The organism is Micromonospora sp. U21 (assembly GCF_018070045.1).
Lineage (GTDB): Bacteria > Actinomycetota > Actinomycetes > Mycobacteriales > Micromonosporaceae > Micromonospora.
This window is the reverse complement of the sequence record NZ_JAGPYK010000017.1, coordinates 45,971-70,967: the sequence shown is the minus strand read 5'-3', so window position 1 is coordinate 70,967 and position 24,997 is coordinate 45,971. Positions and strand designations below refer to the sequence as shown.

Genomic DNA, 24,997 nt, shown 5'->3' with positions numbered 1-24,997 from the left:
GCCCGTCGCCATCACCCGGCAGGGTGGACGCATGAGACTGCTGGTGCTGGGCGGGACGGGTTTCGTGGGTGGGGCGACGGTCGCCGAGGCGGTACGCCGGGGCTGGTCGGTGACGGTGTTCAACCGGGGGATGCACGGGTCGCCGCCGCCGGGCGTCCACCGGTTGCGGGGTGACCGGACCGCGCCGGACGGCCTGGCGGCGCTGGCGGGCGGCGAGTTCGACCTGGTGGTCGACACCTGGGACGGCGCCCCGCGGGCGGTGCGGGACGCGGCTCGCACGCTGGTCGCCACGGTCCCGCACTACGCCTACATCTCCAGCGGATCGGTCTACGCCACGCCGGTGCCGGCGCACGTCGGCGAGGAGGCGCCAACCGTGGATGCGAGCGCCGACGCCGTCGACGGGGACTACGCGGAGTGCAAGGCGGGCGGAGAGTTGGCCGCGACGGAGGTCTACGGCGAGCGGGCGTTGCTGGTGCGCGCCGGGTTGATCCTCGGGCCCGGGGAGGACATCGGCCGGCTGCCCTGGTGGTTGCAGCGGGTGGACCGCGGCGGTGACGTGCTCGCGCCCGGCCCGGTGGACCTGCCCCTGCAGTACATCGACGTCCGCGACCTGGTCGGGTGGACGCTGGACCGGGCCGCCGAGGGGGTCGGCGGTGCGTTCAACGTGATCAGCCGCCCGGGGCACGCCACGATGGGGGAGCTGCTGGACTCGGTCGTCACGGTGACCGGCTCCGGCGCCACGCTGCGCTGGACCGATCCGGAACCGATCCTCGCCGCCGGCGTCGTCCCCTGGAACGACCTGCCGATCTGGATTCCACCGCGCCACGAGTTCCGGTGGTTGCAGGAACGTGGGGTGGAGAAGGCATACGCGGCCGGCCTGAAATGCCGCCCGGTGACGGAGACCGTCGCCGACACCTGGCGTTGGTTGCGCGCGGTTGGGTCCGTGCCGCCCCGCGCCGGCAAGCCGCGGCGGGTGACGGTGGGGCTGGACCCGGCGCGGGAGGCGGCGCTGCTCACCGCGTGAACGGGCTCGTCTCTCGCGGGCGGTGGTGCCGGCTCAGGCCGGCACCGCCGGCACGTCCAGCACCTCGTCGACACTGCGGCGCGGGGTCGGCCGGCCGGGCTGGCCGTACCCGATCCGCAGCACCATCTGCGGCATGCCGAACCGGCCCAGTGACAGCCGTAGCTGCTCCCGCGCGGTGGGTACCTCGATCGGCTGGGAGAGCAGCGACACGCTGAGCCCGCCGTCGGTGGCGGTGAGCAGCACCCGTTGCAGGGCCTGCCCGGCGACCACCTGGTCCACGGCGGTGTTGCCCATCGAGCCGAGCACCCCGACCAGCGGCTCCGGCTCGAAGTCGCGCCCGGGAGCCCGGTCGCGCCCGCCGAAGCCGCGCGCCGGCAGCACGTCCTGCGGCTCGCTCTGCGGGCCGCCGGCCGAGGCGGGCACGCCGTCCGGCGCGGGCTCCCGGCGGAGCCACCGCTCGCGCTCGGACCGGTAGGCGGGGTCGCGCTCCAGCACCCGGTGAGCGCCGCGGGCGATCTCGCCGAACGCGGAGACCGCGCTCACGCCGATCAACAGCTCCAGCCAGCACTGCTCGGCGCGGGCCGCCTCGCCGAGCCGCCACCGTGCGTCGGCCGGCACGGGGTTCGGCCAGAACGGCATCCGGTTGCTGAACCGGCGGGGGATGGCGGCGTACAGGCTCTGCTCGCCGGGCGTGGGCCGGCGTGGGACGTCCGGGACCATACGGGCCAGCAGGTCCGGCTCGGCCGGGTCGGGGCGGAGCCGCACCCGGGCCGGGACGCCGGCCACGGCCAGCGCGATCCGCAGGTTGAACAGCGCCGCGCCGCAGGCGATGCGGACACCCCACCCGCTCGGGTCGGTCGCCGGCAGCCGCCGGGCCGGGTCGGCCAGCACCTCGATCCCGCCGTCGCGCAGCCGCAGCCGCCACGGCTGGCTGTTGTGCAGGGAGGGTGCCCGGACCGCGTCCACGGCGGCGGTCCGCAGGTGGACCGATGTGTAGCCGGTGTCCATGGCGGTGCTCCTTTCCCGGTGGGCCGGCGGCCGGTGGTGCCCCGACGTCGGACGTACCCCCACGGTCCGTCCGCCGGGCGGGTGCCGGGCAGGGCCGGACGTCCCGACCCGTCGGGCCCGATTGTCCCTGGCTGGTGCGCCGGCCCCACCCCGGACCTCGGACCGTCCTGGTCGGGACCTTTGGCCCGTGCACCACACGCGGTGCCCGGGTAGAAACGAGGAATGATCCGGGTGTTCCTCCTCGACGACCATGAGGTCGTCCGCCGTGGCCTGGCCGACCTGTTGCAGAGCGGCGGCGACATCGAGGTGGTCGGCGAGTCCGGCTCGGCGCTGGAGGCGGCCCGCCGTATTCCGGCGTTGAAGCCCGACGTGGCGATCCTCGACGCGCGGCTGCCCGACGGCAACGGCATCGACGTGTGCCGGGACGTGCGCGCCGTCGACTCGTCCATCAAGGGCCTGATCCTCACCTCCTACGAGGACGACGAGGCGCTGTTCGCGGCGATCATGGCCGGTGCCTCCGGGTACGTGCTCAAGCAGATCCGCGGCACCGACCTGGTCGACGCGGTGCGCCGGGTGGCGGCCGGGCAGTCGCTGCTCGACCCGGCGATCACCGCCCGGGTGCTGGAGCGCATCCGCAACGGCGTGGAGCAGCCGCGTGAGCTGAAGTCGCTCACCGAGCAGGAGCGGCGGATCCTGGAGTACGTGGCGGAGGGGCTGACCAACCGGGAGATCGCCGGGAAGATGTTCCTGGCCGAGAAGACGGTGAAGAACTACGTCTCCAGTGTGCTGGCCAAGCTCGGCCTGGAGCGCCGCACGCAGGCCGCCGTCCTGGCCACCCGGCTGCTCGGCAAGACCCCCTGACCCGGCCCGCGCGGGTCAGTCGCGCAGCGGCACGGACCAGCTCACCTCGGTGCCGTGGGGGTCGACCGGGCGGATCGTGAAGGTGCCGCCGTGACGTTCGGCGCGTTCGCGCAGGTTGACCAGGCCACCCCGGGCCGCGCTCGGGTCGCAGCCCACCCCGTCGTCGGCGACCGTGACGGTGACGTGGCCGGCGTCGACGCGTACGGCAACGGTGACCTGGCTGGCCTGCGCGTGGCGGACGGCGTTGGACAGCCCCTCGCGCAGCACGGCGGTGAGGTCCGGGCGGACCGCGTCCGGGACGGCGCTGTCCACCGGCCCGGTCAGCTCCAGGTGGGGCTTGTGGCCCAACGACTCGGCGGCCACCTCGACCGCCTCACGGATCTCGGTACGCAGAGCCGCGGTCATCGGCGTACGCAACTCGAAGATGGTCCGGCGGATGTCCCGGATGGTCGCGTCGAGATCGTCGACGGCGGCGTTGATCCGCTTGGCCACCTCCGGGCGGGTCATCATCGGCGCGGCGCTCTGCAGTTGCAGGCCGGTGGCGAAGAGTCGCTGGATCACCACGTCATGCAGGTCGCGGGCGATCCGCTCACGGTCCTCCAGGACCACCAGCAGCTCCCGCTCCTCCTGACCGCGGGCCCGTTCCATGGCCAGCGCGGCCTGCCCGGCGAAGCTCCCCAGCAGGGCCACGTCGTCCTCACTGGCGCCGCCACCGCGTTCCGGCCGGTGTGCCACCACCAGCACGCCGTGCAGGGTCTCGGCGGTGGCCAGCGGTGAGATCACCGCCGGCCCGGTGTGCAGCAGCGCCGGCCACGGGGCGGCGTGCGCGAGGTTGTCCACCTGGTCGTGCCGGCCCTCGGCGATCGCCGCGCCGAAGCTGGTGTCGGCGGCCGGCAGGACCGTGCCGACCAGCGCGTGGGCCTGCTCGTCGGCGCCGTCGACCACCTCGACGGTGAACTGCGCGGTGTCGGTGTCGTAGAGCAGGACCAGCGCCAGCTCGGCTTCGGCGACCTCCCGGGCGCGGCGGGCGACCAGCGCCAGCGCGTCGGTGCGGCGGACCTCGCCGAGCAGCACCGACGTGATCTCGGCGGTCGCGGCCAGCCAGCGTTCCCGCCGGTGCGCCAGGGCGTACAGGCGGGCGTTCTCGATGGCCACGCCGGCCGCGGCGGCGAGCGCGACCACGATCTCCTCGTCGTCGTCGGTGAACTGCGCGCCGCCCTGCTTCTCCGCGAGGTAGAGGTTGCCGAACACCTGCTCCCGGATGCGCACCGGCACGCCCAGGAAGCTGTGCATGGGCGGGTGGTTGGCCGGGAAGCCGTAGGAGCGGGGGTGCTGGGTGATGTCCGGCATCCGCAGCGGCCGGGGGTCGTCGATGAGCAGGCCGAGCACGCCCCGCCCGTGCGGCAGGTCGCCGATCTGCGCGTGCTGCTCGGGGGTGATGCCGTGCACGATGAAGTCGTACAGCAGCCGGTCCGGGCCGACCACGCCCAGCGCCCCGTACCGGGCGCCGGCGAGCTCGCAGGCCGCCTGCACGATGCGTTGCAGGGTGCTGCGCAGATCCAGGTTGGTGCCGATGCCGACCACCGCGTCGAGCAGGGCGCGCAGCCGCTCCCGGCTGGTGACCACCTCGCCGACCCGGTCGAGCATCTCCTGGAGTAGCTCGTCGAGGTGGACCCGGGACAGCGGGCTCAGCCCGAGCGACGGGGTCACCTGGGCTTCCTCGCGGGGCTGCGGGGTGCTGGTCACCGCGTGATGGTATCGCCGGTGATCGTGGTGCCCGGACCCGTCAGCCCCGCTCGCCGCGGACCGCGGAGGTGTCGACCACCTGCTCGGTGGTCAGCCGCGGGGTGGGCGGCGGGCCTGCGTGTGCCGGGTCCGCGATCCCCAACCGCAGCACGAGGTACGGGAAGCCGAGGCCGGCGAGCAGCTGACGCAGGGTCTGCCGGGTGCCCGGCACCTCCACCACCGCGCTGAGCGGCACCACCGACACGCCGAGCCGCGTGGCGGTCAGCCAGCCGGCGGAGAGCGCCTCGCCGGCGCGCAGCCAGCTGTCCGGTTCGTCCTCGTCGCCGTGCAGCAGCGCGTACACCGCCGTGCGGTCGTGGCCGCCGCCGACCGGAAGGCTGCCGGGGCGGCCGAAGTCGCGCGCCGGCACGGTGGTCTGCGGAGGCTGCTCGGGCAGCACCTCCGGCGGCAGCCCGGTGCCGGTGCCCGCCCGGCTGGTCCAGTACGCCAGCTCGGCGCGCAGCGCCGGATCCTCGGCCTCGACCGTGTCGGCGTGCGCGGCGGTGGCGGCCAGTTCCAGCACCTGGTCGCGGTCGAGGATCTGCAACCGGCCGCCCTCAGCGGTGACCGCTCGCGTGACCTCCCCGATCGCGGCGGTGGGCACCGGTTCGTCGCTGACCGGCCGCCGGTCGGTGTGCCGAATCTGCATGCACTGCACCATCCGCATGGCGTCCGGGTCGACCTCCGCGCGGTCCAGGGTGGTCAGCCGGGCCAGTAGCTCGCCGTCGCGCGGGTCGGGCAGCCGCTCCACCACCGCGCGCCACCCCTCGGCGGCCAGCGCCAGCCGGGCGTGGTGCAGGGCCGCGCCGCAGCTGAGGGCGAGCAGCCGACCCTCCGGGTCGGTGGCCGCGAGCTGGCGGTCGCGGACCATGCGCAGCTCCAACGCGTCGGGCAGCACCCGCCAGCGCCAGGGTTGGGTGTTGTGCACCGAGGGGGCGTGGCCGGCGGTGGCGGCGGCCTCCGCCAGCGCGGTGGTCAGCTGGCCTTCCTGACTCATCGTCACGACCTCTCCGTCTCTGCCCGTCCGTGCCTCGGGCGGCGGTGCTCTGCGTGGCTTGCCGCTCCATCCTGCGGCATCCCACGGCGGCGCGCAGGGGTCGTAGGTCCCGGGCAGGTCGGGTCGTTACGCCCCCGGGGTCAGCGTTCCCGGACGACCGCGACCGGGCAGTGGGCGTGCTGGATCAACTGCTGGCTGACCGAGCCCAGCAGCATGCCGGCCAGCCCGCCCCGGCCCCGGCTGCCGGCCACCACCAGCCGCGCGTCGCGGCTCGCCTCGATCAGCATGGCCGCCGGGCTGCCCGGGACCAGGTCGACGGTCACGGCCAGTTCGGGGTACGTCCGCCGCCACGGCTCCAGCGTCTCCTCCACCGCCGCCCGCTCGTCCGGCACTCCGGCCGCCCCGCCGGGGCCGGGCGTCCACGCCCGCAGGACGCGCAGGGGCGCCCGCCGGCGGGCCGCGCGTTCGGCGGCGAAGCCGAGCGCCACCAGCGACGGCTCGGAGCCGTCCACGCCGACCACCACCGGTCCGCCCGACGCGTCGGTCGGCGCACCGCCGGCCCCGCCCCGGACCACCACGACCGGGCAGTGCCCGTGCGCGGCGACCGCCACCGCCGTCGACCCGGCGAGCAGCCCACCGAATCCGCCGTGGCCGCGGCTGCCGAGCACCAGCAGGCCGGCCTCGGCCGAGCGTTCCTGCAACACCAGGGCGGGCGGGCCGTCGTACACCTCGCCGGTGACCGCGAGCCCGGGATGCGCGGCGGCGGCCTGCGCCGCCGCATCCCGGACCAGTTGCTCCACCTGCCGCCGTGCGGTGTCGTCCGGCCAGACGCCGGGCGCCACGCCCGGGCCGACCCAGCCGGCCACGGTCAGCCATTCGAAGACGTACGCCAGCCGCACCGGCTGGCCGCTCTGCTCGGCCTCGTCCAGCGCCCAGTCCAGGGCCACCGAGGCGTCGGTCGAGCCGTCGTAGCCGACCAGGATCTCCGCGTCACGCACGTCGTTCTCCTCAGGGGTTGGTCGGGTCGGTCTCGCGGACCCAGCGCCACTCCGCGACCTGTGGGTCGTCCTGGCCGTACCGGCGGGTGTAGTCGCGGGCCGACTGCCGGGCGTCGACCATCTGCTGGCGCAGGTGCGCGGCGCGGGCGGCCAGCCCGGGCACGCGGTCGATGACGTCGATGACCAGGTGGAAGCGGTCCAGGTCGTTGAGCATCACCATGTCGAACGGGGTGGTGGTGGTGCCCTCCTCCTTGTAGCCGCGCACGTGCAGGTTCTCGTGGTTCGTACGGCGGTAGGTGAGCCGGTGGATCAGCCACGGATAGCCGTGGTACGCGAAGATGATCTGGCGGTCCTCGGTGAAGATGGTGTCGAACTCTCTGTCGGTCAGGCCGTGCGGGTGCTCGGTGTCCGGCTGGAGCCGCATCAGGTCCACCACGTTGACGAGTCGCACCTTCAGCTCCGGGAGATGCTGGCGCAGCAGTTCGGCGGCGGCCAGCGTCTCCAGGGTGGGCACGTCCCCGCAACAGGCGAGGACCACGTCCGGCTCGGCGCCGCCGTCGTTGCTGGCCCACTCCCAGATGCCCAGGCCACGCCGGGTGTGCTGGATCGCCTCGGTCATCGTCAGCCAGTTCGGTGCCGACTGCTTGCCGGCCACCACCACGTTGATGTAGTGCCGGCTGCGCAGGCAGTGGTCCATCGTGGCGAGCAGGGTGTTGGCGTCCGGCGGCAGGTAGACCCGGACCACCTCGGCCTTCTTGTTGACCACGTGGTCGATGAAGCCCGGGTCCTGGTGGGAGAAGCCGTTGTGGTCCTGGCGCCAGACGTGGCTGGAGAGCAGATAGTTCAACGAGGCGAGCGGCTGCCGCCAGGGGATGGCCCGGGTCACCTTCAGCCACTTGGCATGCTGGTTGAGCATCGAGTCGACGATGTGGATGAACGCCTCATAGCTGGTGAACACGCCGTGCCGGCCGGTCAGCAGGTAGCCCTCCAGCCAGCCCTGGCACAGGTGCTCGGAGAGCACCTCCATCACCCGGCCGTCGGGGGAGAGGTGGTCATCGTCCGGCACCGTGCCCGCCATCCAGGCCCGGTCGGTAGCCCCGAAGGCGGCGTCCAGCCGGTTGGAGGCGATCTCGTCCGGGCCGAACAGCCGGAACGTCTGCGGGTTGGCGGCGATGACGTCCCGGATCCACGGGCCGAGCACCCCGGTCGCGCCGGCCATCGGCTCGCCCGGGTGGGGCACCTCCACGCCGTACTCGCGGAAGTCGGGCAGCGTCAGGTCGCGGAGCACCACGCCGCCGTTGGTGACCGGGTTGGCGCTCATCCGCCGGTCGCCACGCGGCGGCAGCGTCCGCAGCTCGTCCACCGGCGCGCCGGTCGCGTCGAACAGCTCCTCCGGCCGGTAGCTGCGCAGCCAGTGCTCCAGCTCGGCCAGGTGCGCCGGGTTGTCGCGTACCTGCGACAGCGGCACCTGGTGGGCGCGGTAGGTGCCCTCCACCTCCTTGCTGTCGACCTCGCGCGGGCCGGTCCAGCCCTTCGGCGTCCGCAGGATGATCATCGGCCAGCGGGGACGTTCGACGACGCCGCCGGAGCGCGCCCTCCGCTGGATCGCGGCGATCTCGTCCAGCGTCCGGTCCAGCGTCGCGGCGAGGGTGCGGTGCACCTGGGCAGGGTCGTCGCCGGCCACCACGTACGGCTCGTAGCCCGAGCCGCGCATGAGGTCGAGCAGGTCCGCCTCGGGGATCCGGGCCAGTACGGTCGGGCTGGCGATCTTGTAGCCGTTGAGGTGCAGGATGGGCAGCACCGCGCCGTCGCGGGCCGGGTTGAGAAAGACGTTGGAGAGCCAACTGCCGGCCAGCGGCCCGGTCTCCGCCTCGCCGTCGCCGATCACGCAGGCCACCACCAGGTCGGGGTTGTCGAAGGCGGCGCCGTAGGCGTGGCTCAGCGCGTACCCCAGCTCGCCGCCCTCGTGGATCGAACCCGGCACCTCCGCCGCCACGTGGCTGGGGATGCCGCCGGGGAAGGAGAACTGGCGGAACAGCCGGGCCATCCCCGCCTCGTCGCGCGACACGTCGTGGTAGCGCTCCGACCAGCTGCCCTCCAGCCAGGTGTTGGCCACGATGGCCGGGCCGCCGTGCCCAGGGCCGGTGACGAGCATGGCGTTCAGGTCGCGCGCCACGATCACCCGGTTGAGGTGGGCGTAGATCAGGTTGAGCCCGGGGCTGGTGCCCCAGTGCCCGAGCAGCCGTGGCTTGATGTCGTCGGGGGTCAGTGGCTCCCGTAGCAGCGGGTTGCCGAGCAGATAGATCTGCCCGACGGTGAGGTAGTTCGCGGCGCGCCAGTAGGCGTGCAGCCGGCGCAGCTCGTCGTCGGTGATCGACCGGTTTGGATCGAGTGCGGTGTCCATGATGCTGAGCCTCTCGCAGATCGGGGAGTGGGGCATCCGACGTCCAGCCTCGCCGTCGCCTGCGCCCCGAGGTCAGGGCCGTTGGGCCCGGTTCGGGCGGGCGCCGGGCCCGGTGAGCGGGGCCTCGGCCAGCCCCCGGACGACGATCACAGGGGCCGGGGAATGGTAGAGCACGGACTGGGCGACCGCCCCCAGCATCCCGCCGCCCGGTTCGTCGCCCCGGGCGGCGACCAGCGCGACCTGCGCCGAGCGGGACACGTCCACCAGCACCTGGCCGGGATCGCCACGGATGACGCGGGACTCGGACTCCACGTCCGTCCGACGGGCGGCGAACCGGGCCACGACCTCGGCCAGTTGGTCGGTGACCATGTCGGTGTCCTCGTCGGGCTCCACCACCCGCAGCGCCAGCAGTCGGGTGCAGCGCCGGGCCGCGCACTCAAAGGCCCACTCCAGAGCGAGGGTCGAGCTGGGCGACCCGTCCACCCCGACCAGCACCGGGCCCGGCGGCGGCTGCTGTTGGCGGACCACCAGCAGCGGGCAGCCGGCCCGCGCGGCCAGCTGTACGGCGGACGTGTCGGACGGGATGCACTTGCCGCTGCCGGCCATCCCGCTGTCGCCGACCGCGAGCAGGAAGGCCGCTTCCGATCGACGGATCAGGATGGACAACAGGCGGCCCTCGACGATCTCGCCGCGGACGGTCAGCCCCGGCTCGATCTCGTGGGCCAGCTGCGCGCCCCGCGTGATCAGATCCTCGGCGTGGTCCCGGGGTGCGGCGACGGTGTCCGCGGCGAAGGCCTCGTGCCAGTCGAAGGTGTGCAGCAGGTGCAGTGGCCGGCCGTGCGCGGCGGCCTCCTGCGCGGCCTGGTGAAGGACTGGGAGGTCGTGGTCCGAGCCGAGGCCAACCAGCACCGCTGCATCGGCGGATGCGGCCATCCGACATCACCTCCCGGGCGTCGCGCCCGGGCACGACCACGCTGTCCCTGACCGAGGGTAGTCGGACGGTGACGGCGGCGGGCCGGATCGGGTCGCGCCGTCGGACGTGATGGCGGCGGCTCGTCAACGAGGGTTGACACGAGTGGCGCTGTCAACGTATGTTGACGGCATGAGTCAGGCGACGGAACTCGCGGCGGCAGCCGGCAGCACCGACCCCCGGGTCGGGCTGCGCGCCGTCCGCGCGCTGCGTCGGCTGCTCGAGCGGCTCGAGGTGGTCCAGGTGGACAACGCCCGTCGACAGGGCTGGTCCTGGCAGGAGATCGCCGACGCGCTCGAGGTCAGCCGGCAGGCGGTCCACAAGAAGCACGCCGGGCGGCCGGCGGTCAATCAATCCTGGGAGGCGTGATGTTCGAACGGTTCACCGACCGGGCGCGCGAGGTCGTGCGGCGGGCGCTGGAGGAGGCGCGGACCGAGGGCCAGCGCCCGGTCGGCACCGAGCACCTGCTGCTCGCCCTGACCGCCGACGAGGCGGGTCTGGCCAGCCGGGTGCTCGCCGACGTCGGCGTACGCGCCGACGACCTGCGAGAGCGCGTCCGCCGGCACACCGCCAGCGGTGGCGCCGGCCTCGGTGACGCCGACGCGGCGGCACTGCGGGAAATCGGCATCGACCTGGCCGCGATCGTGGCCCGCATCGAGCAGTCCTTCGGCCCGGACGCCCTGCGCGAGGCCGTGCCGGCACCGCGGCGCCGCTGGGGCCGCCGGCGGTTCCTGGGCGGGCCGTTCTCGCCCCGCTCGAAGAAGGCGCTGGAGTTGTCGCTGCGCGAGGCGCTGCGGCTGCGCCACCGCCACATCGGCACCGAACACATCCTGCTCGGGGTGCTCCGCGAGGGGCAGGGGCTGGGTGCACTGGTGCTCACGGAGGCCGGGGTCGACCTCGACGACCTGCGCCGACGGGTGGAGAGCGCGCTGCGGACGGCGGCCTGACAACGCGCTGACAGGCGCGCTGCGGTGAACGGTGACGGTCGGCTTGAAACCTGTCTGTGGCACTTCCGACGCCGGCCGCTCGTGGGCTCGCTGAAGGCGCCCCGGTGCTGCACACTGGCGCCGTGGATGCTGGACAGGACAGGCGGCCCTCGGGCGGCGACGGTGGGCTGCGTTCCGCCGTGGTGGTCAACCCGGTTAAGGTCGCCGATCTCGACGACCTGCGCCGCACCGTCAACGACGCCCTGGCCGCCGCCGGCTGGCCCGAGCCGCAGTGGTTCGAGACCACCATCGACGACCCGGGCCGGGGCCAGACCGAGCAGGCCGTCAAGGCCGGCGTCGATCTGGTCTTCGCCTGCGGCGGCGACGGCACCGTGATGTCCTGCGTCAGCGGCCTGGTCGGCACCGACGTGGCGTTGGCCGTGCTGCCCCAGGGCACCGGCAACCTGCTCGCCGCCAACCTGGGTCTCTCCACCGACATGGCCGCCGGGCTCCAGGTCGCCATCGAGCGCGGCCGGCGGCTGCTCGACGTCGGCGCCGTCGAGGACCGGTACTTCACGGTGATGGCCGGAATGGGCTTCGACGCCCAGATGCTCGCCGCCACCTCCGAGACGACCAAGGCCCGCATCGGCTGGCCGGCGTACGTGGTGGGCGCCGCCCGGCACCTGCGGGACCGGCCGATGCGGGTGCAGATCCGCATCGACGACCGGCCGCCGGTGCGCCGCCGGGCCCGCTCGGTGCTGATCGCCAACGTGGGCCGACTCCAAGGCGGCGTGCGGCTGCTCACCGAGGCCGAGCCGGACGACGGCTGGCTCGACATCGCGGTGCTCACCCCGCGAAACCTGCGGCACTGGCTCGCGCTCGGCTGGGCGGTGATCCGCCGCAACGGCCGGGTGCCGCAGATGGAGGTGTTCCGCGGGCGGCGCGTGGTGGTCACCAGCAACCGGGCCCAGCCCCGGGAGCTGGACGGCGACCTCATCTCGCCGGGCCGGCAGTTGCGGGCGGCGGTGCGTCCCCAGGCGCTCTGGCTCTGCGTGCCACAGCCCGAGGACGCCCCCGACCTGGCTGTCGACGCGCAGAAGGCCGGAGAGCGGGGCGAGCAGCTGATCGAGGAAGCGCGCCGTGAGTAGCACCCGGATCGTGCCGGAGACCCGGCTGATGGCCGACGAGGAGCTCTCCGCCGACGACGCCTGGCACACGCTACGTCGCCAGGGCGGCTGGCACCTGCTGCGGGACGCCTTCATCCGGTTCCGCTACGGCGACGGGTTCAGCCACTCGCGGGCGTTCGCGCTGCAACTCTGCCTGGCCGTGGTGCCGTTCCTGATCGCCCTCACCGGCCTGATCAGCGAGCTGGGCGTCGAGGAGGGCGGCCGCGTGGTCGCCGACACCGTGCTGGCGCTGACCCCCGGCCAGAGTGAGCAGGTGGTGGCCGAGCTGCTCGGCGAGGGTGAACGCGTCGAGGACGCCGGCGAGTTGGCGCTCACCCTCGGTCTGCTCACCGGGCTGGTCGCGCTGACCACCACGATGGCCCAGATCGAACGGGGCGCCAACCGGATCTACGGCGTGGAGCGGGACCGCCCGGCGCTGTGGAAGTACCTCCGCGCCGCCGTGCTGGCCGTCACCGCCGGCCTGCCCGCGCTCGCCGGCTTCCTGATCCTGGTGGGCGGCGGCGCGATGGGCGACTCGGTGCGGGAGCACTACGAGTGGGGTGAGGTCGCCAACGGCATCTGGACGGTGGTCCGCTTCCCGTTGAGCCTCGCGCTGACCGTGCTCGCCGTGGCGGTGCTGTTCCGGCGCGCGCCGCGCCGCAGGCAACCCGGCCTGTCCTGGCTGTTCTTCGGCGCCGGCATCGCCACGGCGCTGTGGTGGCTCGCCAGCCTGCTGCTCGCCGCGTACGTGCGGTTCAGCGACGGCTTCGGGCAGACCTACGGCGCGCTGACCGGGATGATGGCGCTGCTGCTCTGGGCCAACCTCACCGGCATGGCGCTCTTCGGCGGGCTGGCCTTCGCCGCACAGCTGGAGGCCCTGCGCATCGGTGTGCGGGAGCCGGCCCAACCGGACCTGTGGGAGCCCGAGGCCGACCGCGCCGAGCTCTTCGACACCGGGAACATGACCTCCCTGTAGCCCGCCCCCCGCGCGGCCCTCGCGTGTACGCACGGCGCCGATCGGGTAAAGCGCCTCGCCAGTAGACAAGGGAGGTGCGGGGTGACCGCGGTCAAAGAGGTGGCGCGGCGTCCGATCGGGCATTTCGCCGAGCGGAGCATCGCCGGTCTGGTGGCCGTCACCGGCGCCGGGGTGGCCTTCGGGCTGCTGTTGTTGCTCGTCCGGGTGCGGTGGAGCCCGTTGCAGGACGCCGACCACGCGGTCGCCGAGTGGTTCAACGATCTCGTCGCCCCGCACCACGCGCTGGTCACCGTGCTCCAGGCGGTGACCGACCTGGGCGGCCGGCCGATCCTCATCTGGCTTGTCACCATCGCCGTGGTCGGGCTGCTGATCCGGCGGCAGCCACGGCTGGCCGTCTATCTGATCATCACTGGGGTCGGCGGGCTGATCCTCGACCCGTCCCTGAAGACGCTGGTCGGTCGGCTCCGCCCGGTGGTGGACGTGCCGATCGCCAGCGCGCCGGGCAACAGCTTCCCGAGCGGGCACGCGCTCGGGTCGTTCGTCGCGTACGGTGCGCTGCTGCTGGTGTTCCTGCCGGCGATGGCGCCACGCTGGCGCAAGCCGGCGATCGCCGGTGCGGTCGTGCTGGTGGCGCTGGTCGGGCTGACCCGGATCGCGCTGGGCGTGCACTTCATCTCCGACGTGCTGGCCGGCTGGCTGCTCGGCGCCGCCTGGCTGGGCGTCACCGCGTACGCGTTCCGGCTGTGGCGCCGCGAGCGGGGCCGGCCGGTGGCGCCGCTGACCGAAGGCCTGGAACCGGAGGCCGGGCACGACATCGCCCCCGCCTCCGCCGAGGAGCACGTGCTGGCCCACCCCCGCTCGGCGGTGGCCGAGCTGCTGGTCGGCTGGGTGCTGGTCTTCGGGGCGCTGTACGGCTTCGGCACGTACGTCAGCTACCACGCCAAGGGCACCTTCTTCGACACCCTCGACACCGCGGTGCCGCGCTGGTTCGCCGACCGGCACACCGGCGTGCTGACCGAGGTGAGCTGGTGGTGGAGCAAGTTCGGCGACACGCACGCGATCCTGCTGATCTCGCTGGTGTTCTGTCCGCTGGTGCTGGCGGTGTGGCGACGGTGGCGGCCGGTGCTCTTCGTGGCGCTGGCGATGGTCGGCGAGCTGACCCTCTTCCTCGCCTCCGCCCGGGCGGTCGACCGGCCGCGCCCGGCGGTGGAGAACCTGGACGGCCAGATGCCCACCTCCTCCTTCCCGTCCGGGCACATCGCGGCGACCATCTGCGTCTGGCTGGCCATCGCCGTCATCGTGCTGCCGCGCACCGACCGCTGGTGGCGCTGGGTCTTCGTGGCGCTCGCGGTGATCATGCCGGTCGGGGTGGCGACCTCGCGGATGTACCGGGGGATGCACCACCCGACCGACTTCATGGGCGCGATCCTGCTCTCCGTGCTCTGGATCGGGCTGCTCTACCTGGTCATTCGGCCGAACGCCGACGTGCGGGAAGGAAACCGGCCGAGCATCGAGTCGGAGGACGTGGGCGCCCTCGACGACGAGCTGGCCCGAGCCGGCCGGGCCGACTGAGCGTCGCCGTGCTGCGAGTGATGACCTGGAACATCCGCACCGGCGGCCGGGACCGGGGCGGCACCGACCGGCTGGATCCGGTGGTCCGGGTCGTCACCACGCAGGCGCCGGACGTGCTGGCCCTGCAGGAGCTGCGTGGCTTCGACCGCAACGGACTCCTGGCCGAGGTCGCCGGTCGGCTGGGGATGACACCGCACCTGGCCCGGTCCTGCTTCGGGCAGCCGGTGGCGGTGCTGGTCCGGCCGCCGCTGCGGGTCGTCTCCGCGGGGGTGCTGCGCCGGCCGTTCCACCACGCCGCCGCCAGCGTCGTGGTGGCCACCTCGGCCGGCCCGCTGACCGTGCTCGGCACCCACCTCCATCCGTATTCCAGCGGACGGCGTCGGATGGAGGTCGACTGGCTGGTGGCCGCGGTGCGACGCGCCCAGGGACCGCTGGCGCTGGTCACCGGTGACCTCAACTCGCTCGACCCGACCGTCGACCACACCACGCGCCTGGCCGGGATGCCCGCCCTCTACCGGCGGCGTCACCTGCGGCGGGCCGGCGGCGGCGTGGACACCCGGGCTGTCGCCCGGCTGCTGGCCGCCGGCCTGGTCGACCTCTGGCTCTCGTGCGCCACCGGAGCACCGGAGCCGGACGGCCTCACCGTACCCACCCGGTTCGGCGGGGCGGAGTTCGCCGGGATGCGGCTGGACTACCTGTTCGGCTCGTCAGCGGTGGCCGCGCGGACGCGGTACGTCCGGGTGGTCCGCGACGGGGACGCCGACACCGCCTCCGACCACTACCCCGTCGTCGCCGAGCTGGACCTCGACCCGGCCTGAGTCGGGCCCGGCGTCCCCGGCCCGCAACGCACGGGCCCGGGGCGGGGTCAGAGGACCACGTTGAGCAGGACGGTCAGCACGATCGAGGCCACGATCGAGAAGAGGATCATCAGGAGGCAGCCGAGGCCCCCGCCGAGCGGGCGGATCTCCGTGTTGCCAAAGCGCATGGGTTCACCTGTCCGTCAGTGTGAGAGCGGGAGCGGGAGCGGGAGCGGGAGCGGGAGCGAGGAGGTGGCGGATGGCGTCGGGGACCAGCCGGACCACCTCGTCCCGCCCGGCGGGGGTGAACCTCACAGCGCGCGCAGCCGGGGCAGCAACTGCTCCTGCGCCCAGTCCAGGAACATCGGCTGGGTCTCTCCGCCGACCTGGACGATCGCCACGTGGGTGAAGCCGGCGTCGGCGAACTTGCGGAACGCCTCGACGTGCGCGTCCACGTCCGGGCCGCAGGGGATGCCCTCGGCGACATCCTCCTCGCGGACGAACTGGGTGGCGGCGGCGAAGGAGTCCGGGCCCGGCAGCTCGGCGTTGACCTTCCAGCCCAGCCCGAACCAGCGGAACTGGTCGTGCACGATCTTGCGGCACTCGGCCTCGTCCGGGCCGTAGCAGATGGCCACCTGCCCGTAGCGCGGCTGGCCGGCGCCGCCGGCGTCGTCGTACATCTCGATGATGTGCCGGTCGGGCTCGGTGGCGACGATGCCGTTGCCGTACTCGGCGGCCAGGGTGGCGGACTGTCGGCCGGAGGCGGCGACGGCCATCGAGACCGGCTGCTCCGGGCGGTCCCAGACGTAGGCGTCGGGCACGTCGAAGTGGTTGCCGGAGAAGCTCAGCGACTCGCCGTTGAGCAGCGGCCGGATGATCTGCAGGGCCTCCTCGAACATCTCGTGCCGCTGCTGCACGTGCGGCCAGCCACCGACCACGTGCTCGTTGAGGTTCTCCCCGGCACCGAGGCCGAGGGTGAACCGGCCGTCCGAGAGCGCTCCGATCGTGCTGGCCTTCTGCGCGACCACGGCCGGGTGGTAGCGGCGGATCGGGCAGGTCACGAAGGACATCAGCTCCGCCTGGGAGGTGGCGTGGGCGACCGCGCCGAGCACCGACCAGGCGTACGGGGAGTGGCCCTGGGCATCCAACCAGGGGTAGTAGTGATCGGAGATCACCAGCTGGTCGAAGCCCGCAGCCTCGGCCCGTACCGCGTGGTCGACCAGTTGCTTCGGACCGGCCTGCTCGCACATCAGGGTGTAGCCGACGCTGACCATTCTGGTGTCTCCTTCCCGCCGACGGATCGTCCCGGGATACCCAGGTCGGCAGCGGTCAACCCTCCCGTCCGGTTCGGAAGGGCGGTGCTTGACGGATGGCGGTGACCTGCCTACCGTCGCTCTTAACCGGTTAAGAGTCCCGGTGTGGCGCACATCCTGTGGTGGGGATGACCGCCCCGTGGCGGCCCGCGTTCGCGTGGGCCGTCACGGCTGTCCGCCAGCTGCGGCCCGGCCACTGAACCGGTTGCGCCGACCCATCCATCGCCCTACGCTGATGCGTGCCGCCGGGATCCGGGCGGCGGCTGTCGGGCTGCAGTCGCCTTGCCCTGTCACGTCCCACCCCTGTCGGGCACCGGGGGTCCTCCCTGAGGAAGGCCATGAAGACTCGACTCTCCGCCGCCGGCGCGGCCCTGCTCGCGCTGCTCGTCGCCCTGTTGGCAGTCGGCCAGCCGGCGCACGCCGCGGCCGGTTTCACCGTCGCGGGCGGCAAGCTGTACGACGCCAACGGCACCGAATTCATCATGCGCGGGGTCAACCACGCGCACACCTGGTACCCGCAGCAGACCAGCTCGTTCGCCGACGTGAAGGCGCTCGGCGCGAACACCGTGCGGGTGGTGCTCTCCAGCGGCGACCGGTGGACCCGGAACACCAACGCCGACGTCGCCAACGTCATCTCGCTGTGCAAGGCCAACCGGTTGATCTGTGTGCTGGAGGTGCATGACACCACCGGCTACGGCGAGCAGAGCGGCGCGATCACCCTCGCCCGGGCCGTCGACTACTGGCTCGGTCTCGCCGACGTCCTCGCCGGCCAGGAAAAGTACGTCATCGTCAACATCGGCAACGAGCCGTACGGCAACCAGAACTACGCCTCCTGGGCCACCGACAACGCCAACGCGATCAGCCGGCTCCGCGCTGGCGGGCTGACCCACACGATCATGGTGGACGCGCCGAACTGGGGGCAGGACTGGTCGTTCACCATGCGCGACAACGCCGCCTCGGTCTTCGCCGCCGACCCGGCCCGCAACACCGTCTTCTCCATCCACATGTACGGGGTCTTCGACACCGCCGCGGAGATCACCGACTACCTGGGCCGCTTCCGGGCGACCGGCCTGCCCATCGTGATCGGCGAGTTCGGCTTCAACCACTCCGACGGGGACCCGGACGAGGACACCATCCTCGCCTACAGCCAGGCCAACGGGATCGGCTGGCTGGGCTGGTCGTGGAGCGGCAACGGCGGTGGCGTGGAGTATCTCGACATGGCCACCGCCTTCAACCCGGCCAGCCTGACCAGTTGGGGTCAGCGGATCTTCAACGGCGCCAACGGCATCCGGCAGACCGCCCGCGAGGCCAGTGTCTTCGGCGGCACTCCACCGCCCACCACGCCCCCGCCAACCACGCCCCCGCCAACCACGCCCCCGCCGACCACGCCACCCCCGACGCCCCCGCCGGCCGGTGGGTGCACGGCGACGTACACGGTGGCCAACCAGTGGCAGGGCGGTTTCCAGGGTGAGGTGCGGGTGACCGCTGGCGCGACCGCGATCACCGGCTGGAACGCCCGGTGGTCCTTCGCCAACGGGCAGAGCGTCAGCCAGTCCTGGAACACGACGCTGACCAGCAGCGGAGCCGCGGTGACCGCGCGCAACGTGGACTACAACGGCCGTCTGGCCGCCGGTGCCAGCACCAGTTTCGGTTTCATCGCCAGCTGGACCGGCAGCAACGCCAGGCCGGAGGTGAGCTGCACCGCGAGCTGAGCGACGCGCGGGTGGCCGGGTCCGCACCGGGCCCGGTCACCTGTCGTGGTCAGTGATCTCCGGCCAGGTTCACGATGACCACCCCCGCGATGATCAGCGCGATGCCGGCGAGCTTGGCCAGTCCGACCGGCTCGTCCAGGAACACCGCTCCGATCGCCACGATGGTGGCGGTGCCCAGACCCGACCAGAGGGCGTACGCGACGCCCACCGGGATCTCCTTGACGGCCTGGGCCAGCAGGATGAACGCCAGCAGGTAACCGCCGAGGCACGCCAACGTCGGCCCGAGCCGGGTGAATCCGGCGGTGGTCCTGAGCAGGCTGGTGGCCAGCACCTCGGCGGCGATGGCGATCCCCAGCAGCACGTACGCCATGCGGTCCTCGGTCCTGAATGCTCGGTGGGTCGTCGGTGGTCAGGCTAGCGCCGCCTGCTCCGGTGCGGCGTCCGCGCCGTCCGGGTGGATGTCATCCAGTCCCTTTGGAGCTGATGTCACAAACGATTCAGACCCGGCCACCTGCCGGCGGGGTGAATCGCTGACGACATCAGCTCCAAAGGGCGGTCCAGGTAGCTGCTCCGGCCCCCAGGTCGAGCTTCCCATCCGGCCTTCCGACTCGGTCTGGACCGGGTGCGACGTCAGCTTGCGCCCTGTTCGGCACGGTCAGGCGCCGGCGCGGCGGCGGTCGGCGTGGGCGCGGCGGCGGTGGTCGATCCGGGTTCAACGGCGAGCCGGGCCGCCCGCATCATGAGATAGCGCTGCTCGGGCAGGCTGCTCGTCCGCCCGGCGGCGTCCCGGTAGTCGGCGATCGCCCGGGCCCGGTCGCCGGCCATCTCGTGCAGGTGCGCGCGGGCGGCGGAGAGCCGGTGGTGCCCGGCCAACTGCGGGTCGTCGGCCAGCGCGTCGAGAGCGGCCAGGCCGGCTGCCGGCCCGTGCACCATGGCGGTCGCCACGGCCCGGTTGAGCGCCACCACCGGGCTGCCGGAGAGCCGGTCCAGCACCCCGTAGAGCGCCAGGATCTGCGGCCAGTCGGTCGCCCCGGCACTCGGTGCCTCGTCGTGCAGCGCGGCGATGGCGGCCTGCACCTGGTACGGGCCGACCGGCCCGCGCGGCAGCCCCCGGGTGACCAGCGCGACGCCCTCGGCGATCGCCGCCGCGTCCCAGCGGGTGCGGTCCTGGTCGGCCAGCGGGATCAGCTCGCCGGATGGCCCCGTCCGCGCCGGGCTGCGCGCCTCGGTGAGCAGCATCAACGCCAGCAGACCGCCCGACTCGCTGTCGCCGGGCAGCAGCGTGTGCAGCGCACGGGTCAGCCGGATCGCCTCCACCGCCAGGTCGACCCGGCGCAGGTCCGGGCCGGCGGTACTCGTGTGCCCCTCCGTGAAGATCAGGTAGAGCACCTGCCGCACGGCGGCCAGCCGGTCGGCCCGCTCCGCCTGCTCCGGCATCCGGAACGGCAGCCCGGAGGAGCGGATGCGCTGCTTGGCCCGGCTGATCCGTTGCGCCATGGTCGCCTCGGGCACCAGGAACGCGCGGGCAATCTCGGCGGTGCTCAGCCCACCGACCGCGCGCAGGGTCAGCGCGACGGCCGACGCGGGCGTGAGCGCCGGGTGGCAACAGAGGAAGAGCAGGACCAGGGTGTCGTCCCGTTCGCTGGTCAGCTCCTCGTCCGCCGCGGGCGCGTGCTGTCGGTCGTCCGGGTCCCGGCGGGCGACCAGGTCCTCGCGGCGGCGCCGCGCCTGCTCGCCGCGGACCAGCTCGATCATCCGGCGGTAGCCGACCTGGATCAGCCAGCCGCGCGGGTTCGCCGGCAGCCCGTCCGCCGGCCACTGGGTCGCGGCGGCCAGCAGCGCCTCCTGCACCGCGTCCTCGGCGGTGGGGAAGTCACCGAACCGGCGGGCGAGCACGCCGAGGACCTGCGGCGCCAGCTCGCGCAGCAGGTCCTCGATGCGGGGATCGGTGGCGGTCAGCCCTCACAGCTCCTGAGGCGGGGCGGACATGATCGGGTGCACCTCGAGCGGCATGTTCAGCGGCCGGCCCCCGGGGCCGGGCGCGGTGGAGATGTACGCGGCCAGCTCCACCGCCCGCTGCGGGCTGTCGCAGTCGACGATCCAGAAGCCGGCGAGGAACTCCTTCGTCTCGGCGAACGGCCCCTCGGTGACCACCGGGGTCCCGCCCTCACCGGCGCGGACGATCCGCGCCTGCTGCGGGCCGCCGAGGCCCTGCCCGTCGACCCACTCCCCGGCGGCGGTCAGCTTGTCGTTGACCTCGCCCATGAAAGCGAGGTGCGCCTCGACCTCCGCCGGAGTCCAGGTGTCGATGCCCGGGAAGTCGGTCCCGGCGGCGCTGAACTGCATCAGCAGCATGTACTTCATCGTTCGCTCCTCACGCCTGCGCACCATCGTCGGTGCTCTCACCCTGAGGTAGAAGCAGACGACGCGGTTCTCGACACCCCGGTCAAAGAATCCCCGAATCTTTTCAGCTGACCGCGTCAACCTCCAGCACCAGGCTCTGCTCCGGGTGCAACGCGGGCAGCTGCACGCCCACCCGGGCCAGTGCCGCCCCGCTGAGCGTCACGCCGCCAGCCAGCCAGACCGGCGCGGACCGGTCGCCGGTCGCCGGGGCCGGCACGTCCGACACCGGTCGCACCAGGTAACGCCGGCCCGGGTCCAGACCGGGCAGCCGGACCGCGCCCGGGGACTGCGCCACCGACGTGGCCAGCCGGGCCACCGCGTACACCGCTCTGGTGCCGTCGTGGTCGACCACGCCGTGCGCCCAGACGGCCGGGTCCGGATGGTCGACCCGGACCACGCGCCCGGCGTGCAGCAGCGGACGCAGCCGCTTGTGCAGCGCGACCCAGGCGGCCAGCTCGGCCTGCTCGGCGGCGCTGATCGACGCGATGTCCCACTCGATGCCGTGGTGGCCGAAGAGCGCGGTGGCTGCCCGGAAGCCGAGGTCGTGCACCCGGTTGGTGGTGTGCGAGCGTTCCGGCCCGACGTGCGTGCCGACCAGCTCCGGCGGCAGCAACAGCCCGGTCCAGCGCTGGATGCTGAGCCGTTCCAGGGCGTCGTTGCAGTCGCTGGCCCAGACCCGGTCGGTGCGCGCCAGGATGCCCAGGTCCACCCGGGCGCCACCGGACGCGCAGCTCTCGATCTCCACGCCGGGGTGGCTGCGGCGCAGCTCGTCGAGGAGCCGGTAGACCGCCTTGGTCTGCCCGTGCACCCCGGGGCGGCCGTGGTGCCCGGCCTCGGTGAGGTCCCGGTTGTGGTCCCACTTGAGGTAGCTGATGCCGGGATGCTCGGTGAGGAGTTTGTCGAGCCGTTCCAACAGGTAGTCGTACGCCTCCGGCCGGCCCAGGTCGAGCACCTGCTGATTGCGCCAGAGCGGCGGCAGCCGCCCCGGCACGGCCAGCAACCAGTCGGCGTGCGCGCGGAAGAGGTCGGAGTCGGGGTTGACCATCTCCGGCTCCACCCAGAGGCCGAACTCCAGACCCCGGCCGGTCACGTGGTCGATCAACGGCTGCAGGCCGTCCGGCCAGACGCCCTCGTCGACGAACCAGTCGCCGAGCCCGGCGGTGTCGTCGCGCCGGCCGCGGAACCAGCCGTCGTCAAGCACGAACCGCTCGACGCCGATCTGCGCGGCCCGGTCGGCGAGCGCCCGCAGCCGTTCCAGGTCGTGGTCGAAGTAGACCGCTTCCCAGACGTTCAGGGTCACCGGGCGGGGGGAGCGTGGGTGCCGGGGCCGGGCCCGCAGGTGGGTGTGCAGCACGTCGCTGAGTCCGTCCAGCCCGGCGTCGGACCAGACCGCGTAGAGCAGGGGAGTGGCGTACGACTCGCCGGGGCCCAGCCGGACCTCGCCGGGGGCCAGCAGCTCGCCGCCGCCGAGGGTCGACTCGCCGGTGGGCCGGCGCTCGGCGAAGGTGACGTGGTCGCCGCTCCACGCGGTGTGCACCGCCCAGACCTCGCCGTGGCCGAAGCCGAACCCGGCGGTGCCGGCCACCAGCAGCAGGGTGGCGTCGTGCCCGGTGCGCCCGTGCCGGCCTTCGCGCACCCAGCTGCCCAACTGCCACGAGTGCCGTTGCGGGGACCGTTCCCGGCACCACCGGCCGGTCAGGTCGAGCAGTTCGGTGGCGACCGCCGGCACCGGAAGCACCGGGGTCAGCTCCCGTAGCTCGTACGCGTCGTCGCCGTCGTTGCGCAGCCGGTGGCGCAACAGCAGCAACCCGGTCGGGTCCACCTCGATCTCGATGGTCAGGGACAGCCGTGCGGCCGGGTCGCTGGCCCGTACGGTCACCCGTGCCGGGCCCCCGTCGGCGACTGCGTCGACGTCGAGGCCGTCCAGGCGGAACGCGGTGGACCAGCCGGTGCCGTCGCGGTGCCCGGCCAGCCCCGGCCGGCCGCTCCAGCCGGCGCTCGGCTCCGGCAGCAGGGAGAGCACGGTGGGCTCGTCGAAGCTGCTCGACACCACCGGCGGCACGGTCGCGTCCACGAGCTGGCGCAGGCCGTCGTCGTCGAGGTCGCCGATGTCGCCGCCCCAGTGCGCGACCCGGGGCAGCCCCGGGCCGCGCGCGTCGAGCACCAGGCTGGTCCGCGCGTGGCGCAGGTGCAGGATCGTCATCCTTTGGAGGCTCCCAAGGTCAGGCCCCGGACGAAGTGCCGCTGGAGCATAAAGAAGATCACCAGAGTGGGGATCGCGACGAGCACACTGCCCGCCGAGACCAGGTTGTTGTCGGTGAAGAACTCGCCGCGCAGGTTGTTCAGCGAGCTCGTCACCGGGAACTTGTCACCGGTGCGCATGAGGACGGTGGCCCAGAAGAACTCGTTGTAGATCCAGGTCACCTCCAGGGTCGCCAGCGCGGCCAGGGCCGGCCGGCACAGTGGCATGGTGACCTGCCAGTACTGCCGCCAGATGCTCGCCCCGTCGACCATCGCCGCCTCGTACAGGTCGCGCGGCAACGCCTTCATGTAGTTGCTGAGCACGAAGACGCAGAACCCGCACTGGAAGGCCACGTTGATCAGGATCAGACCCCAGTAGCTGTCGTAGAGCAGCTCCGAGTCGCTCATGAACTCCGGCAGCGGCACCTCGGTGAACAGCCGGAACAGCGGGATGAGCAGCGCCTGCTGGGGCAGCAGGTTGGCGGCGGTGAACACCCCGAGCAGCACGAGGTTGAGCTTCCAGCTGAACCGGGCGATGACGAACGCCACGCAGGAGGCGAGGAAGAGCGTCAGCAGCACCGCCGGCACGGTGATGTACACCGAGTTGAGGAAGTGCTTGCCGAACTCCGCGGTCCGCCAGGCGGTGACGTAGTTGTCGAGGGTCCAGCCGCCGAACGAGGCGTAGCCGTTGGCGGCGGTGTACTCGTAGGAGCGCAGCGACGTGAGCACCGCCCAGGCGATCGGGAAGAGCCACGTCAGCGCGACGGTGATGAGGAAACCGTGCAGCAGCAGCCGCAGCGGGGTCAGCTTGCGGCGGGCCGGGGCCTCGACCCCGTCCTCGGTACGCCGGGTCGCGGTCGCGGTGCTCATTGCCGGTTCTCCCTCATCACGGTCGCCAGGTAGATGGTGATGAAGACCAGCGAGACGACCAGCATGATGGTCGCCAGCGCCGAGCCGAATCCGATCCGGCTCGCCTCACCGACCACGTTCTGGGTGACCAGCGCGGAGATCAGCTCCAGCCCGTTACGGCCCTTGTTGACCACCCAGACCAGGTCGAACGCGCGCAGCGACTCGATCACCGTCACCACCAGCACGATGATGTTGATCGGCCGCATCACCGGGAACACCACCCGGAAGAACGTCCGGCTCTCCGAGGCGCCGTCGACCGCGGCGGCTTCCCGCAGCGACGGGTCGACGCCCTTCAGCCCGGCCAGGTAGAGCAGCATGATGTAGCCGACGTGCCGCCAGCCGGAGGCGACCATGACCGCCCAGATGTTGACGCTCGAGTCGCCGTACCAGTCGACGTTGCTGCCGAACACGGCGTTGATCAGACCCTGGTCGCGGGAGTAGAGCAGCTGCCAGACGAAGCCGATCAACGCCAGCGAGAGCACCACCGGCAGGTAGAGCGCGGTCTGGTAGAAGCGGCTGCCCCGCAGCTCCTTGTCGAGCAGGACGGCCAGGAACATGCCGAACGGGGTCGCGACGACGAACAGCGCCGCCAGCCAGAGCAGGTTGTGCTGGATCGCCGGCACGAACGGCGGGTAGATGTTCACCACGTCGCTGTAGTTGCGGGCGCCGACGAACTCGATCTCGTTCAGAGGGCCGATGCCGTCCCAGTTGGTGCCGGAGAGCAGCACGGTGGCCACAGCCGGCAGCCAGACGAATCCGGTGACGAGCAGCAGCGGGACGAGCACCATCAGCGTGATGACCACGCGGTCGGTGCGGGACAGGAGCCGTAGCCGCCGGCGACGACCACCCGTGGAGGTGGTCGCGGCCGGCGGCGGCACGGCGCGATCCGCTTGGATCAGGGGCAGGTCGGACACGATGTCCTCCCCCTTCCGCCG

General features: G+C 72.9%; 21 protein-coding genes and 2 pseudogenes. 10 read left to right on the top strand and 13 right to left on the bottom strand.

The genetic code is table 11. The annotated features are described in order from the left end of the window. Window positions 1–31 precede the first annotated feature (31 nt). Window positions 32–1,024 (top strand): NAD-dependent epimerase/dehydratase family protein, encoded by a 993-nt coding sequence (locus KBX63_RS21770; RefSeq protein ID WP_210913445.1) that lies wholly within the window; start codon window positions 32–34, stop codon window positions 1,022–1,024. Window positions 1,025–1,057: 33 nt separating this feature from the next. On the opposite strand, the gene KBX63_RS21765 is transcribed toward KBX63_RS21770, so the two are convergent. Next, window positions 1,058–2,032 (bottom strand): nitroreductase, encoded by a 975-nt coding sequence (locus tag KBX63_RS21765; RefSeq protein WP_210913444.1) that lies wholly within the window; start codon window positions 2,030–2,032, stop codon window positions 1,058–1,060. 222 nt (window positions 2,033–2,254) lie between these two features. Here KBX63_RS21765 and KBX63_RS21760 point away from each other — a divergent pair, with 222 nt between their 5' ends. Further along, on the top strand, window positions 2,255–2,893 hold the full coding sequence (locus KBX63_RS21760) for a response regulator transcription factor (protein ID WP_210913443.1): 639 nt from the start codon (window positions 2,255–2,257) through the stop codon (window positions 2,891–2,893). 15 nt (window positions 2,894–2,908) lie between these two features. Here KBX63_RS21760 and KBX63_RS21755 read toward each other — a convergent pair whose 3' ends face one another. From KBX63_RS21755 to KBX63_RS21735, 5 genes are all read right to left on the bottom strand, one after another. After that, complete coding sequence (locus KBX63_RS21755) at window positions 2,909–4,585, bottom strand: GAF domain-containing sensor histidine kinase (RefSeq protein ID WP_210913586.1); 1,677 nt, start codon at window positions 4,583–4,585, stop codon at window positions 2,909–2,911. Window positions 4,586–4,679: 94 nt separating this feature from the next. Next, window positions 4,680–5,675: a nitroreductase gene (locus KBX63_RS21750; RefSeq protein ID WP_247662842.1), complete on the bottom strand. Its 996-nt coding sequence runs from the start codon at window positions 5,673–5,675 to the stop codon at window positions 4,680–4,682. A 140-nt stretch (window positions 5,676–5,815) separates the two neighbouring features. Beyond that, a complete protein-coding gene (locus KBX63_RS21745) occupies window positions 5,816–6,673 on the bottom strand; it encodes a universal stress protein (RefSeq protein WP_210913442.1) in 858 nt (285 codons plus the stop codon). 10 nt (window positions 6,674–6,683) lie between these two features. Further along, window positions 6,684–9,077 (bottom strand): phosphoketolase, encoded by a 2,394-nt coding sequence (locus KBX63_RS21740; protein ID WP_210913439.1) that lies wholly within the window; start codon window positions 9,075–9,077, stop codon window positions 6,684–6,686. 72 nt (window positions 9,078–9,149) lie between these two features. Beyond that, a complete protein-coding gene (locus tag KBX63_RS21735) occupies window positions 9,150–10,010 on the bottom strand; it encodes a universal stress protein (RefSeq protein ID WP_210913436.1) in 861 nt (286 codons plus the stop codon). 169 nt (window positions 10,011–10,179) lie between these two features. On the opposite strand from KBX63_RS21735, the gene KBX63_RS21730 reads away from it, so the two are divergent. The 7 genes and pseudogenes from KBX63_RS21730 (at window position 10,180) to KBX63_RS21705 (ending at window position 15,505) form a co-directional block, all read left to right on the top strand. Next, window positions 10,180–10,416: an HTH domain-containing protein gene (locus KBX63_RS21730; RefSeq protein ID WP_074318164.1), complete on the top strand. Its 237-nt coding sequence runs from the start codon at window positions 10,180–10,182 to the stop codon at window positions 10,414–10,416. After that, window positions 10,416–10,598 (top strand): annotated as a pseudogene (locus KBX63_RS36790) (Clp protease N-terminal domain-containing protein); the annotation flags it as partial. The gene KBX63_RS21730 and the pseudogene KBX63_RS36790, both read left to right, overlap by 1 nt. A gap of 189 nt (window positions 10,599–10,787) precedes the next feature. Beyond that, window positions 10,788–10,967: pseudogene (locus KBX63_RS36785) on the top strand (Clp protease N-terminal domain-containing protein); the annotation flags it as partial. A 149-nt stretch (window positions 10,968–11,116) separates the two neighbouring features. Further along, window positions 11,117–12,121, top strand: a complete 1,005-nt coding sequence (locus tag KBX63_RS21720) for a diacylglycerol kinase family protein (protein ID WP_210913431.1) — start codon at window positions 11,117–11,119, stop codon at window positions 12,119–12,121. After that, entirely contained in the window at window positions 12,114–13,115 is a 1,002-nt protein-coding gene (locus tag KBX63_RS21715) for a YihY/virulence factor BrkB family protein (protein ID WP_210913429.1), read from the top strand. Before KBX63_RS21720 ends, KBX63_RS21715 begins: the two co-directional genes overlap by 8 nt. Window positions 13,116–13,196: 81 nt before the next feature. After that, the gene (locus tag KBX63_RS21710) at window positions 13,197–14,687 is read left to right on the top strand and encodes a phosphatase PAP2 family protein (protein WP_210913426.1); all 1,491 of its coding nucleotides are present in this window, start codon (window positions 13,197–13,199) and stop codon (window positions 14,685–14,687) included. A gap of 8 nt (window positions 14,688–14,695) precedes the next feature. Further along, window positions 14,696–15,505: an endonuclease/exonuclease/phosphatase family protein gene (locus KBX63_RS21705; protein WP_210913424.1), complete on the top strand. Its 810-nt coding sequence runs from the start codon at window positions 14,696–14,698 to the stop codon at window positions 15,503–15,505. Between the two features lie 290 nt (window positions 15,506–15,795). On the opposite strand, the gene KBX63_RS21700 is transcribed toward KBX63_RS21705, so the two are convergent. After that, entirely contained in the window at window positions 15,796–16,758 is a 963-nt protein-coding gene (locus KBX63_RS21700; RefSeq protein WP_210913422.1) for a TIGR03557 family F420-dependent LLM class oxidoreductase, read from the bottom strand. A gap of 377 nt (window positions 16,759–17,135) precedes the next feature. On the opposite strand from KBX63_RS21700, the gene KBX63_RS21695 reads away from it, so the two are divergent. Then, entirely contained in the window at window positions 17,136–18,509 is a 1,374-nt protein-coding gene (locus KBX63_RS21695) for a cellulase family glycosylhydrolase (protein ID WP_210913421.1), read from the top strand. 49 nt (window positions 18,510–18,558) lie between these two features. Here the strand turns inward: KBX63_RS21695 and KBX63_RS21690 are convergent, their stop codons facing one another. From KBX63_RS21690 to KBX63_RS21665, 6 genes are all read right to left on the bottom strand, one after another. Next, window positions 18,559–18,879 carry a multidrug efflux SMR transporter gene (locus KBX63_RS21690; protein WP_210913419.1) on the bottom strand — a complete coding sequence of 107 codons (321 nt, stop codon included), beginning with the start codon at window positions 18,877–18,879 and terminating at the stop codon, window positions 18,559–18,561. A 260-nt stretch (window positions 18,880–19,139) separates the two neighbouring features. Further along, window positions 19,140–20,468 carry an RNA polymerase sigma factor gene (locus KBX63_RS21685; protein ID WP_210913584.1) on the bottom strand — a complete coding sequence of 443 codons (1,329 nt, stop codon included), beginning with the start codon at window positions 20,466–20,468 and terminating at the stop codon, window positions 19,140–19,142. A 3-nt stretch (window positions 20,469–20,471) separates the two neighbouring features. Then, window positions 20,472–20,873: a YciI family protein gene (locus KBX63_RS21680; RefSeq protein ID WP_210913418.1), complete on the bottom strand. Its 402-nt coding sequence runs from the start codon at window positions 20,871–20,873 to the stop codon at window positions 20,472–20,474. A gap of 103 nt (window positions 20,874–20,976) precedes the next feature. Next, window positions 20,977–23,115 carry an alpha-galactosidase gene (locus KBX63_RS21675; protein ID WP_210913415.1) on the bottom strand — a complete coding sequence of 713 codons (2,139 nt, stop codon included), beginning with the start codon at window positions 23,113–23,115 and terminating at the stop codon, window positions 20,977–20,979. Then, entirely contained in the window at window positions 23,112–24,023 is a 912-nt protein-coding gene (locus tag KBX63_RS21670) for a carbohydrate ABC transporter permease (RefSeq protein WP_210913413.1), read from the bottom strand. The genes KBX63_RS21675 and KBX63_RS21670 overlap by 4 nt, the downstream gene beginning before the upstream one ends. Beyond that, the gene (locus KBX63_RS21665; RefSeq protein ID WP_210913412.1) at window positions 24,020–24,976 is read right to left on the bottom strand and encodes a carbohydrate ABC transporter permease; all 957 of its coding nucleotides are present in this window, start codon (window positions 24,974–24,976) and stop codon (window positions 24,020–24,022) included. Before KBX63_RS21665 ends, KBX63_RS21670 begins: the two co-directional genes overlap by 4 nt. Between the last annotated feature and the right edge of the window lie 21 nt (window positions 24,977–24,997).